This is a genomic window from Pseudomonas abietaniphila (genome assembly GCF_900100795.1).
In the GTDB taxonomy this organism is placed as follows: domain Bacteria; phylum Pseudomonadota; class Gammaproteobacteria; order Pseudomonadales; family Pseudomonadaceae; genus Aquipseudomonas; species Aquipseudomonas abietaniphila.
The window spans coordinates 272525-284850 of sequence record NZ_FNCO01000002.1 but is presented as its reverse complement, the minus strand read 5'-3'; the positions used below and the strand labels follow the sequence as shown (position 1 = coordinate 284850).

13 protein-coding genes and 1 pseudogene are annotated in these 12326 nt (G+C 63.8%); 12 read left to right on the top strand and 2 right to left on the bottom strand.

The window, feature by feature from the left end; all coding sequences use genetic code 11:
• The first annotated feature begins 28 nt into the window (after nt 1–28).
• On the top strand, nt 29–2059 hold the full coding sequence (locus BLS87_RS04685) for a DNA topoisomerase III (RefSeq protein WP_003116834.1): 2031 nt from the start codon (nt 29–31) through the stop codon (nt 2057–2059).
• 723 nt (nt 2060–2782) lie between these two features.
• Here BLS87_RS04685 and BLS87_RS04680 read toward each other — a convergent pair.
• The gene (locus BLS87_RS04680) at nt 2783–3418 is read right to left on the bottom strand and encodes a cation efflux transmembrane domain-containing protein (RefSeq protein WP_003098972.1); all 636 of its coding nucleotides are present in this window, start codon (nt 3416–3418) and stop codon (nt 2783–2785) included.
• Between the two features lie 411 nt (nt 3419–3829).
• On the opposite strand from BLS87_RS04680, the gene BLS87_RS34415 reads away from it, so the two are divergent.
• Nucleotides 3830–4039 (top strand): sterol desaturase family protein, encoded by a 210-nt coding sequence (locus tag BLS87_RS34415; RefSeq protein WP_014747696.1) that lies wholly within the window; start codon nt 3830–3832, stop codon nt 4037–4039.
• Nucleotides 4040–4051: 12 nt separating this feature from the next.
• A complete protein-coding gene (locus BLS87_RS35110) occupies nt 4052–4426 on the top strand; it encodes a DUF3703 domain-containing protein (protein WP_011516992.1) in 375 nt (124 codons plus the stop codon).
• Nucleotides 4427–4493: 67 nt separating this feature from the next.
• Here BLS87_RS35110 and cadR read toward each other — a convergent pair whose 3' ends face one another.
• Nucleotides 4494–4892: a Cd(II)/Pb(II)-responsive transcriptional regulator gene (gene cadR / locus BLS87_RS04665; RefSeq protein ID WP_003098965.1), complete on the bottom strand. Its 399-nt coding sequence runs from the start codon at nt 4890–4892 to the stop codon at nt 4494–4496.
• On the opposite strand from cadR, the pseudogene BLS87_RS35465 reads away from it, so the two are divergent.
• From BLS87_RS35465 to BLS87_RS04620, 9 genes and pseudogenes are all read left to right on the top strand, one after another.
• Nucleotides 4891–5415, top strand: a pseudogene (locus tag BLS87_RS35465) (cation transporter); the annotation flags it as partial. The gene cadR and the pseudogene BLS87_RS35465 overlap by 2 nt on opposite strands.
• Before the next feature lie 348 nt (nt 5416–5763).
• Complete coding sequence (locus BLS87_RS04660) at nt 5764–7896, top strand: heavy metal translocating P-type ATPase (protein WP_430736141.1); 2133 nt, start codon at nt 5764–5766, stop codon at nt 7894–7896.
• Nucleotides 7897–7899: 3 nt separating this feature from the next.
• Nucleotides 7900–8400 (top strand): signal peptidase II, encoded by a 501-nt coding sequence (lspA, locus tag BLS87_RS04655; RefSeq protein ID WP_003098955.1) that lies wholly within the window; start codon nt 7900–7902, stop codon nt 8398–8400.
• A 342-nt stretch (nt 8401–8742) separates the two neighbouring features.
• Nucleotides 8743–9048 (top strand): hypothetical protein, encoded by a 306-nt coding sequence (locus BLS87_RS04650; protein WP_223656317.1) that lies wholly within the window; start codon nt 8743–8745, stop codon nt 9046–9048.
• A gap of 337 nt (nt 9049–9385) precedes the next feature.
• Complete coding sequence (locus tag BLS87_RS04640) at nt 9386–9598, top strand: hypothetical protein (protein WP_003116833.1); 213 nt, start codon at nt 9386–9388, stop codon at nt 9596–9598.
• 21 nt (nt 9599–9619) lie between these two features.
• Nucleotides 9620–10012, top strand: coding sequence for a hypothetical protein (locus BLS87_RS04635; RefSeq protein ID WP_003116832.1), 393 nt, complete (start codon nt 9620–9622; stop codon nt 10010–10012).
• A 182-nt stretch (nt 10013–10194) separates the two neighbouring features.
• Nucleotides 10195–10881 carry a hypothetical protein gene (locus BLS87_RS04630; protein WP_003116830.1) on the top strand — a complete coding sequence of 229 codons (687 nt, stop codon included), beginning with the start codon at nt 10195–10197 and terminating at the stop codon, nt 10879–10881.
• A gap of 83 nt (nt 10882–10964) precedes the next feature.
• On the top strand, nt 10965–11702 hold the full coding sequence (locus BLS87_RS04625; RefSeq protein WP_003116829.1) for a DUF5983 family protein: 738 nt from the start codon (nt 10965–10967) through the stop codon (nt 11700–11702).
• Between the two features lie 97 nt (nt 11703–11799).
• Nucleotides 11800–12078, top strand: a complete 279-nt coding sequence (locus BLS87_RS04620) for a hypothetical protein (RefSeq protein ID WP_003116828.1) — start codon at nt 11800–11802, stop codon at nt 12076–12078.
• The last annotated feature ends 248 nt before the right edge of the window (nt 12079–12326 follow it).

Sequence of the window (12326 nt, the reverse complement as noted above, 5' to 3'; positions counted from 1 at the left end):
TGAACAACAGGAATCGGGATGGACGGATATGCGGCTGTTCTTGTGCGAGAAGCCCTCCCAGGGCAAAGACATTGGCCGGATTCTCGGCGCCACGCAGCGCGGTGAAGGCTGCCTCAACGGTTCCGGCGTCACGGTCACCTGGTGCATCGGCCATCTCGTGGAGGCGGCGCCGCCCGAGGCCTACGACGAGCAGCTCAAACGATGGTCCGTTGAGCAGTTGCCCATCATTCCCCAGCACTGGCGGGTCGAGGTCAAACCGAAGACCGCCACGCAATTCAAGGTCGTCAAGGCGCTCTTGGCGAAGGCGACTCACCTGGTTATCGCCACCGATGCCGACCGCGAGGGCGAATTGATCGCCCGCGAGATCGTGGAGCTTTGCGGCTACCGCGGCCCCATCGAACGCCTGTGGCTGTCGGCGCTCAACGATGCGTCCATTCGGGCGGCACTGGGCAAGCTGCGGCCTTCGGCCGAGACGCTTTCGATGTACCACTCGGCGCTGGCGCGCTCCCGTGCGGATTGGCTCGTGGGCATGAACCTGAGCCGGCTGTTCACGGTGCTGGGGCGACAGGCGGGTTACGACGGCGTGCTGTCGGTCGGCCGCGTACAGACCCCGACGCTCAAGCTCGTTGTGGACCGCGACCGCGAGATCGCGCGCTTCGTGTCCGTACCATACTGGGCCATCGCCGTGTCCCTGTTCGCAGGCGGTTCGACTTTCGCCGCGCAATGGGTTCCACCCGATGCGTGCACCGACGACGCAGGCCGCTGCCTGCGGCAGCCGGTCGCACAGCAGACCATGCAGCAGATCCGCGCTGCGGGCAGTGCCCACGTCGTGTCGGTGGAGACTGAGCGTGTCCGCGAAGGCCCGCCGCTGCCGTTCGACCTGGGCACCTTGCAGGAAGTGTGTTCCAAGCAGCTTGGGCTGGACGTGCAGGAAACCTTGGAGATTGCCCAAGCCCTGTACGAGACGCACAAGGCCACGACGTACCCCCGCTCGGACTCCGGCTACCTGCCCGAGAGCATGTTTGCCGAAGTGCCCACCGTTCTCGACAGCCTGCTCAAGACCGATCCCTCGCTGCGCTCGATCATGGGCCAGCTCGACCGCTCGCAGCGCTCGCGCGCCTGGAACGATGGCAAGGTCACGGCGCACCACGGCATCATCCCGACGCTCGAACCGGCGAAGCTCTCCGCCATGAGCGAGAAGGAACTGGCCGTGTACAGGCTCATCCGGTCGCATTACCTGGCGCAGTTCCTCCCTCACCACGAGTTCGACCGCACTGTGGCCAAGTTTTCGTGCGGGGGGCAGAACCTGGCGGCCACGGGCAAGCAGGTTGTCATCCCGGGTTGGCGCCAGGTGCTCGCCGAGCCGCAGGCCGAAGACGGTGATGGCGAGGGCGATACTGCGGTCCGCGCCCAGGTGCTGCCCGCGCTGCCGAAACTGTATGAGGGCCTGGCATGCCAGGTGGCCGACGTCGATCTCAAGGCACTCAAGACGCTGCCGCCCAAACCGTACACGCAAGGCGAGTTGGTCAAGTCCATGAAAGGCGTCGCCAAGCTGGTGTCCGATCCCCGCCTGAAGCAGAAGCTCAAGGATACGGTTGGCATCGGCACCGAAGCGACGCGGGCCAACATCATCGGCGGCCTGATCGCTCGCGGCTACCTCGTGAAGAAGGGGCGCGCCATCCGCGCCTCGGATGCGGCTTTCACTTTGATCGATGCCGTGCCTGCGGCGATTGCCGACCCTGGCACCACCGCCGTCTGGGAACAGGCGCTCGACATGATCGAGGCCGGACAGCTCACCCTGGACGTGTTCATCGGCAAGCAGGCCGCGTGGATTTCGCAGTTGATTGCGCAGTACGGCAGCGCCTCCCTGTCCATCAAGGTTCCCCAAGGGCCGGCATGCCCGCAGTGCGGCGCACCCACGCGCCAGCGCAGCGGCAAGAGCGGCCCGTTCTGGTCGTGCAGCCGCTACCCGGACTGCAAAGGCACGCTGCCAGTCGAATCCGGCAGCTCCAAGCGCGGCGCCTCGCGCCCGCGCCGTAGCGGCCGCAAAGGCTCCTGACCGCCCCCGTTCCCCGTGAGCCGTGCCCGCCTTCGGCGGCGTGGCCCCTGTCCCGCACTCCGCCGCATGCCCTGCGGGACGCCCAGCGCGCAACGCCTTCTTGATCCGTGTGCGCGTCCCGCCCAGCCGTCCCCGGCCGCGGGACCTGAAGGTAGCTTCTCTGCGAGCCGCACCACGCGCGTTCTGTTGATCTGCGTTTCTTCCGCCCTCTGCGAAGGGTCTCCCGGTGGCTTGCCAGGCTGCACGAGCCACCGGGAGACCCTTCGTGGTCAGCGGTAATCGGTGCCGGTGCCCGCCGGTGCAAAAACGGGCTCCCTTTGTGCGCGGATGTGCGCCAGACGATGCCGGCCCCAGCCACGACATGGGCCGGGTGTGATTGCTTGATGAGCAGACGGTTCTAGCGACGACCGGGCCTGCCAATCAGCCCACGGGTGGTTCCTCTTTTCTCCCGAGCCGAAGGCCGTTGGGCCTTCGGCGCCATTCTCCTGCCCATCAACGTCCCGGCCCGGCCATTGGCCTGGGCCACACGAACAGGAGAGACGACATGCACCCTCAACCTTGCGCACCGCTGCTGTACGGCAGACGGAGGTCGAGAACGGCATGCCCGCCTATCGCGCGGCCATCGCCAATGGTACGCTCGGCTGCAGCCGAGGCCGTAGCCCAAAGGCTGGACTACCTCTTTTGCAGAGGTAAACCTCGGGATGAACTGGGCGAAAACATGCCTTATGTGCCCGCCTTACGGCGAGCTGTTTCCGATGCTTCGCGCAGGATTTCCCGCCCCCCATTCGCTGCGATTGCGGCCACGATGACGCCCAGCACCAGATCCGGGATGTTCGACCCGAACCCCATCACCAGCACCCCGGACAGCACAATCGCACCATTGACGATGGAGTCGTTGCTGGTAAAGATCGCTGACGCCTTGAAGTTCACATCTTCCCCGCGATGGCGGCGCAGTAGTCTGAGGCACACTAGGTTCAAAGCCGCGTTCAGCGCGGCCATGGCCATCATGGCTGGGCCGACAGGCTCTTCCCCTCCAGCGAAGCGGCGTAGGACTTCCAACAGCAGCAGCGCGGCCAGGCCGATTAGCAAGAAACCCGACAAGCGGGCCGCGCCCACCTTGACCGTTGCCGCACGACCGACGGCATACAGGCTAACCGCATAGACCGACGCATCGGCGAGGTTGTCCAACCCGGCGCCCATCAGCGCCGTAGAGCCAGCCCAGATGCCAAGGGCAATGCCGGCGGCGGACTGCGTCAGGTTGATCAGCAACACAGTCAGAAGAATCTTTCGGTCCTTCGCATCGCTCGCATCTAGGCGGCCCAACTCGTCGTTTTCGTGATTTCTGTGGTTTTCAGCCATGCATTGTTCCTTCCAAATCGATGGATGCTGAAGCCTGTAGCGGCTGGAGAGTCAAGGCGCAGATGCAACGAACTTGCCACAGGGTCTTCCCGGACGCCCTTGACTCTACCGTAGCTAGAAGGTTTTCCAATCCAGTCAGAGCTTTAGGACAGAACAGATGAGCACCAATGCGCCCCCTTCATTGCGACTGTCATCCGGTATGGCTGCTATCCACTGATCCGTGGCGCCACTGCGGTTGTGCTCTTCGGCGAGCTCGCGACCGGCCGGCCGTCTTTTCCGACGGAGCTACTCACAGTGATCGTCGCGCTCGCTTGTGCCGCCTTGCTAGAGGGCGGGCGGCCTTTCCACTCCCCGTTGAGCCAGTAGCGGCGTTCCAAGCTGTGGTTGGCCGTCGGCGCATGGCTCGGCTTCTTGGTCGTGCATCTGGCCTTCCAGCACTCCAATCTGGGATACCGGGTCGGGCCGTTGGGATTGTTGATCGGGGTGGCTGAAGCCCATCGCTGGCATCACAAGCGTGAGCACGAAGACGCCCAAGTCAACTACGGCGATTTCTGGATGCCCGGGGGCCACTTGTTCAGCGCTTTCCGGTCGCAAAAGCACACGCTGGGCGCCAAAGAGTGACACTCAAGAAAGATGGACTTTCCAATGGACTACGGCCCGCAGCTTGTCTATCCCTTCCGGAGCCGGCCAGCAGCGGCAAACGCTTGCGCTGCTGGCTATACGATCTTGCCCACGTCGCATTCTTGCGCGAGTCGGGCCTTGCGGCTTCTTGCGAAGCGATCGCGAGTTGCGTGGCGTGCCCATGAGTCGGGCCGCGTCGTGGCGCACTGCTACCTTGGCCTGCACCTGCACCTGCGCAGCCACGCCGCGATGCTCGGTCTGGCCTGGAGAACCCGTAAGGTGGCGGAGATTGCGGCGCGCAGGTCGTCCGGCTCGCGCTGGCTCCTGTGGGCCACGCCCTCGGTCGCACGCCGTCTCAAAACGTCAGAATCGCGCGCTTTCGCATGATGGAGCGCGGCACGTGGCTCTCAGAACTGGACCCGATCACTTCCAGCACCGATGACACGCTCGAGCTTCAGGCGGGCTCGGCCAAGCTGTTGAGAATGCCGCACTCGCGCGAGGTTCGGGCGCTATCGCAGGAGCGTCGCAGATCCATTAACTCGCGCTCCAAGGCGCGCAATTCCTTCATCTTGGTCCGCACTTGCGCGATATGAGCGTCGACCAGCGCGTTCACCTCGCCGCAGCCCAACTCTGGCCGATCCCGTAAGTTCAGCAGTTGACGGATCTCATCCAGCGTCATGTCCTTCGCCCGGCAGCGGCGGATGAACAGCAAGCGCTGCAAATGGACTTCGTCATAGAGCCTGAAGTTGCCCTCGCTACGTGCAGGCTCGGGCAGCAAGCCTTCTGACTCGTAAAAGCGCACGGTCTGCACCAAGCAATCTGCCTTCTTGCCCAGTTCACCGATCCGCATCATGGTTGCTTCCTATAAAAAACTTGACTCTATATCTACTAGAGGTTTTCTAATGATGGCATCCGGGGAAAACCTTGTCAATGAAGAGCGATCTATGAACAAAGAACCTTCCAGCCCATGCGCCTGCTCCGGCGGCAATGGCCAACAGACGGCGTGCGCCAGTGAGCAGGCCAGCACTGAAACCACCGTTTTCCACGTGAGCAACATGGATTGCCGCAATGAGGAAGCACTGGTGCGGCGAACGCTGGAGGGCATGCCCGGTGTCGAGCGGCTCCTGTTCGATCTTCCGCAGCGTTTGTTGACCATTTCGCACCGCGAAGTCTCGGCCGATGCCTTGGAGCAAGCGCTGAATTCGGTGGGCATGAAGGCTCAGGCTGTCCGAGACGCCGCCGTGTCGACCACCTACCGCATCGAGAACATGGACTGCCCGAGCGAGGAGAAACTCATCCGCTCGCACCTCGGGGCAGTCGAGGGAATTCAGGACCTCGACTTCGACCTCGCTGAGCGCACCCTGTCGGTGAAACACCTCGCTCAGGCACGCGCGCAGATGGAGCAGGTCCTGGCCTCGATCGGCATGCGCGCCAAGGAGCAGACCTTCGGCCACACGGGGCCGATCGAAGCCGCGGCTGTGATCCCATCCTCGGCCCTGCAGCAGCAACCAACCGCTGCCGTTTCCGCGCCGCCGATCGGCGAGCGGGTGACGTACCGGATCGAGAACATGGATTGCCCGACGGAAGAAGCGCTGATCCGCGACCGGCTGGGCAAGCTGCCGGGTGTGACCGCGCTCGACTTCAATCTGATGCAGCGTGTGCTGGGAGTCCAGCACACGCTGGCGACCTCAGCGCCGATCGAGAAGGCGCTTGCTTCCATTGGAATGCAGGCTGCGCGGCAGGACATGCAGACAGCCACCACGGTACTTCGCATCGCGAAGATGGACTGTCCGACCGAGGAAAGTCTGATCCGCGGCAAGCTGCAAGGCATGCCGGGCGTGCAGGGAATGGATTTCAACCTGATGCAGCGCACGCTCACGGTTCGGCACACACCCGACGCGATCAAGCCGGCAGTCGAAGCCATCGAATCGCTGGGCATGGAAGCCGAGGTCCAGAGGACTGATGAGCCGCGCGATGCCCCGGTGGCCGCGCACAAGACCAATTGGTGGCCGATGGCGGTTTCGGGCGTTGCGGCGGTGGCCGCCGAAGGCGTGTACTGGGTCAACGACGGCAATCATTGGGCCGTGATCGTGCTGGCACTGGTTTCGATCTTCACCGGCGGCCTCAGCACCTACAAGAAGGGCTGGATCGCGCTGAAGAACCTCAACCTGAACATGAACGCCCTGATGGCCATCGCGGTCACCGGCGGCATGGCGATCGGCCACTGGCCGGAGGCCGCCATGGTCATGTTCCTGTTCGCGTTGGCGGAAGTGATCGAGGCGAAGTCGCTGGACCGCGCCCGCAACGCCATTCGGGGGCTGATGGACTTGGCGCCCGAGACCGCGACCGTGCGGCAGGCCGATGGCTCATGGACAGAGCTGCCGGCCAAGGAGGTCGCAAAGGGCGCGGTGGTCCGCGTGCGTCCTGGCGAGCGCATCGCACTGGACGGCCTGATCACCTCGGGTCGATCGGCCATCAACCAGGCGCCCATCACCGGCGAGAGCCTGCCCGTCGAGAAGGCCGAAGGTGACCAGGTCTTCGCCGGAACCATCAATGAGACCGGCTCTTTCGAATACAAGGTGACCGCAGGCGCCAGCGACTCGACGCTCGCGCGCATCATCCATGCCGTGGAGTCCGCGCAGGGCAGCCGTGCGCCCACGCAGCGCTTCGTCGACCAGTTCGCCCGCGTCTACACGCCGGCGGTGTTCGCGGTGTCCGTGCTGGTTGCCGTCGTGCCGCCGCTCGCCTTCGGCGGCGCATGGTTTGACTGGGTCTACAAGGCCCTGGTACTGCTGGTGATCGCCTGCCCCTGCGCTCTGGTCATCTCCACGCCGGTCACCATCGTCAGCGGCTTGGCCGCTGCCGCCCGACGCGGCATCCTGATCAAGGGTGGCGTCTACCTGGAGGGCGGGCGCAAGCTCAAGGCGTTGGCCCTGGACAAGACCGGCACACTCACACATGGCAAGCCCGAGCAGACCGACTTCGTGCCGCTGATCGGCGAGGCGCAGGAAGTTGCCGCCTGGGCCGCAAGCCTCGCGGCACGCTCGGACCATCCTGTGTCTCAGGCCATCGCCCGCAAGGCGAACCGTGACGGCATCGCGCTGCACGAGGTCGACGACTTCGCGGCGCTGCCTGGCCGCGGCGTGCGCGGCCGCGTCGCCGGGCGCATGTTGCACATGGGCAACCACAGGCTCGCCCAGGAGCTGGGCCTGAGCGAAGCGACGCTCCAGGCTCGGCTGGAGACCCTGGAGCGCCAAGGCAAGACAGCGATCCTGCTGATGGACGATGCGACCGTGCTCGGCATTTTTGCAGTGGCCGACACCGTGAAGGAAACCAGCCGTGAGGCGGTGGCCGACCTGCAGGCGCTGGGTGTGCGCACGCTGATGCTGACGGGGGACAACCAGCACACGGCCGCGGCCATCGCTGCCCAGGTCGGAATCTCTGAAGCCCGTGGTGACCAACTGCCCGAAGACAAGCTCAAGACCATCGAAAGCCTGGTCGGCGGCGAGGGCCAGGTGGGCATGGTGGGCGACGGCATCAACGATTCGCCCGCGCTCGCCCGTGCCGACATCGGCTTCGCCATGGGCGCGGCCGGCACCGACACCGCGATCGAAACAGCCGACGTCGCCCTGATGGACGACGACCTGCGCAAGATCCCCGCCTTCATCCGGCTGTCGCGTAGCACTGCGGCGATCCTCACGCAGAACATCGTTCTGGCCCTTGGCATCAAGGCGGTGTTCCTTGCGTTGACGTTCACAGGGCATGCCACCATGTGGATGGCTGTGTTCGCTGACATGGGGGCAAGTCTTTTGGTTGTCGTCAATGGGCTGCGCCTCCTGAAGTTCAAGGCGGCATGAACAATGGATGAACCATCTCTTCGCAAGACGCAGTGGTACTCACTCGCGATCGTTATATTCGCCGGCGATCAGGCAGCTAAGAGCTACATTGACGCGACAACTCCCTTGGGTTGGTCGCACGAGGTGGCGTCATTCTTCAACCTAGTTCACGCTCTCAATCCCGGCGCGGCGTTCAGCTTCCTTGCTGGCGCGGGCGGCTGGCAGCGGTGGTTTTTTCTGGCGATCGCGTTCGCAATATCGGCATGGCTCGCATGGCTGCTCTCCCGGCCGCTGCGCAAAACGGAAGGCCTTTCGTACAGCCTCATTCTGGGCGGCGCATTGGGCAACGCGTTCGACCGCGCCACGCGCGGGCACGTTATCGACTACATCGACTTTCACCTGCACGGCTGGCACTGGCCCGCCTTCAACATCGCTGACATGGCCATCGTGGGCGGGGCGATCGCGCTGGTGGCCCAGTCGTTCATGAGCGTGGAGAACCCGGCCGCCACAAAGGAGTCCCAGTGACATTGGGACGATCCGGAAATTCGCAATGCACACGGTGCAGGACACCAATCTGAAGAGAACGGCCCCCAGCATGAGCGGCCGCGGCTTGGCCCTCATGCTAGCGCCCACCGCCGCTTTTGCTGCAACGCCCTGTTGCGATGGCGGCGATTGCTGCAACGACGTCGCAATGCCTTGCTGTGAATAAACAGCACGCAAGCCAGTTGACCTGGCAATTATGAAAGTCCATCACGGCGATGCTGGCCTTTTTCGTTCCAATGAGCCGTCACGGAGAGGTGATGATGAAGCTATGCCGGGATCCTGCAAGCTTTAGGACGGTCTTCTTTACCGCATAGCGATATGCTGATGTCACCCGTTCGCCTCGCCTGGCAAGTACAAGTAGTTCGTCGCGGTTTTCTGGCCGTGTCCGCCCGCTTCGCTGGCCCTTTTGCCCCAAACAAGCGCAATCATGCCTGCGTTACCACCAAAGTTCGCCCCCGCCAGTTGCTGTTCCTAAAGGGCATCAAGCTCAACGCCATCGCCGACCGGCCAGCGTATTTCGCATCGCTGCGTGCCCGTCGGGGCCAGCCCATCGTCATCCTCGCAGAGCTGGGACCGGACGAGGCATTCGCCCTGTGGAAGCAGCATGTACTGGGCGACAGGCCTCGCTGACCCAGTTTCGCCTCATCCTCCTGACAGCCCCGCACTTATTGCGGGGCTTTCTTTTTTCCGCGTTCGCCAATCGGGGCTGTTGCAAATGCCGATTTCCGGCTGACGCGGCTCGCCTCGCGCATGAAGCTGCCCGCATGTGTCGCTGATTCGTCAGCACCATGCCAGCAGCCAGAGTTTCCAGGCTGCCGCGGATTCTTTCCGCGCTACCCGCCAGTCCGCCATCGCATCGAGTCTGCGGACGCGCGTCACCCGTGACGCCGATGCTTTTTTCTCAACCGCGTGCGGGAGCTGCCATCCCGTGAGGGACGAGGCCCCGCTTTTTCCAAGGAGCCCGTCCATGTCCCAGCAAGCCTCTTTCGGCCAGTTGGCCTTGATCCATTGCGGCAAGTTCCTGCCGCTCGAAATCCTGCATAGCGCCGCCGGCCACTACATCGGCACGCGCGATACAGAAGGTCCCGTTTCGCGGGAATCCTGCCAGTACTTCCGCAGCTATGCCGCGGCTCAACGTGCCCTCGAAAGAGGCGGCTGGTCCCAGCTCGCCACACCCTGATCCAACTGGAGGAACCACGTCATGAACCAGCTTTTGCCCCAGGAAGTCGTCGATCAGATCATGCGGGAAGAGCAGCATTTCGCCGCCGCGCCCCAAGCCTTCTTCGAGGTCTGGAAGCGCGGCGTCGAGATCGCAGGCCCGCAATGGTTTGGCGACGGCACGCGCGAAGGCCTGAACCAGGCAAAGAGCAAGTGGGATCTGCGTCCCGACATGCTGCGTGCCAACGACGCACTCGGCGTCCTGAGCAGCGGGGAACGCATGTTCCTGTCCGCCATGTTCAGCTTCTACAACGCGCGCGAGGGCGGTGCCATGCTCAAGCGCTGCCACTTCCAAGGACTGTCGGACTTCGATGGTCTCGATCTGCAACGTCGCCAGGTGATCGCCGACCTGCTGCTGAACTACAGCGGTTGGTGAGCCGGTCCCTGGCACACCTTCATCACTGCGTTCACGGGACCCCATGAGGGACATGCGCCTCGTTCGAGGCCATGTCCCTCGCGTTTTCTCCCCGCCCAGCGCCATCCGGCATCAGGCGGTTTCCCCTGCGGATGCCATCGTCCGCAAGGGCTGGCTCCGTTCATTCATCGAAAGGAGCCTTCATGGCCAACAACTACTACGAAGCCACCGGCGTTCTCGTGCTCGACCGTGTGACGCCCGTCATCCAGGCGCTGTTCGGCGCCTTCGCGCTGGACGAGAGCCACCCCGGCAACGGGCAGGCCTACATCGCCCAGATCGCCGAGACCACCAATCCGCAATGGCCGGACGTGCTCGATGGCCTGGAAGACCTGGCCACGCAACTCGGTATTCCGATGCCGGACGACGAAGGGCTGTCGATCCCGCCGCTGCTCGAACTGCTCGCCGTGCACTTCCGTGCCGATGAGGACGAAGAGCTGGGGAACTTGATCGACCGTCATTCGTTCGAGGACACCGCCGATCTCGACGCATTGTTTCTGATCGCCACCCGGTTCGATGACGGGCACCACCTGACCGCCATCCAGTTCGAGGGCTGCTGGTACTGCAGCAAGCCGCGGCTGTTCGAGTTCGGCGGCAACGGCTGCTACCTGAGCCGCGAGGTCCGCTTCATCAGCTCCTCCTCCCAGGCCCTCCAGCTCGGCGACCAATTGCGCAAGACCATTGTGGCCGCCGACATCGAAGAGGCTTCGGCCCTGATCGCGCTGGAGACCATCAATCTGCTGGCGGGCGTCAGCGACGAGCCATTCCGCATGAATTTGCGCCGGCGCGTCGCCGAGCGATTGGCCCAAACGCCAACGATCAGCGTCACCTGACGCTGTTTCCTTTCTTTCCACCCACCGGGGTCAATTCCCGGTGGCGGGGATTTGCTCCATCATTATTCTGTTGGAGAAATCCCATGTCCCAGAATCCCAATCCCTTTCTACGCGGCTACTGGAATCTGAAAATCGTCCGCACGCTGTCCATCAGCTACGAGGACGGAAGCCCGCATGTTTGGCGAAACATCCACCCGAGCCAGCAGCACCTCTGCGACGCGGCGCTGGTTTCTTCTCCTTGCATCATCACCAGCGACTTCGCGGTGGTCAGGACTGGCACCGAACCTGTCGGCGCCGCACTGATCGCCGAATGCGACGCGGCTGAAGGGGGCAGCGGCGAAGGCATGGTGGGTGCCGTGGTGTACGCGATCCACGGCGACGACTTCGACGGCCGCCCCGTCCACATTGGCGACACCTATTCGGCCGAGGCCGCACGGGAAGTCGTGCAGCGGTTGAGCTTCGAGACCGGCTACTACAGCCGGTGCTGGGAAATCAGCAGCGCGCACATCAGCCGCGAAACCGGCCAGTACCTGGCCAACCTGGCTGACCTCGCGACGCCGGAGGCCTTTTTGTTCATCGCGTTCCGGATTCCCTACAGCCCGGCGATCGGCGTCAAGCTGATCTCCACGCCCTGGACGGACCAGCACCTGCAGGACGTCGAGGGGATCGCCGCCGAGCAGCTTCGGCAGGAGCACCGCAGCAAGGGCATGCCGGACGAGCTGGCACAGATCCTTGAACTGGCCGGCCAGGCCGACGTGCGCATCCTCATCCTCGATGCCGACGCACCCGTGTTGCCGGGCCTATCGCTGGCCGGCGAATAGCTGCCACACACATCCCCGGCCTTCCTTGTCCTCACCGCATGCCGGCCCGGTCTCCCGCCAGAGAGCCGGGCCGGCGCACTTTCACAGGAGCGATCCCATGTTCCCCGACCTCATCACACCCGCATCCGACTTCGAGCACCAACTCGGAGCCTGCGTCAACGCCATGAGCCAGGAAGATGCCATCGGCCAGATCCTGGTATTCGAGCGCATGAGCGGCACGCTGCACATGCGCCATATCGCCAGCGCCGACCTGGTGGACACCGACGTGGACGACTACGAAATGGTCGTCTTCGACGGTGGCAACACAAGCGGCGACACGTGGAAACACGTGTTCTTTCCGCGTCAGCGCGAGCACTACTTCGTGTACCAAGCCTGATTCCTCCAGCCCCTTTCGAGGGGCTTTTTCTTGCCCGCAGCACAGGAAAACGGTTGTGGTGCGGTGCCGTTTCCTGCGGGCAGGCAGACCGCCCCAGGGCCATGCTTGCCCCATGTTCGTCGGCGTTGCCGGCACATGCCCAGGCAGTCGAGACCTTCGAGGCTGCAAGCGCGGGAAACCGTGCTGGTCGTTTCTTCCTACGGACCTACCGCGTCCATCCACGCCACCCACAAGGGACCTCTCCCTTG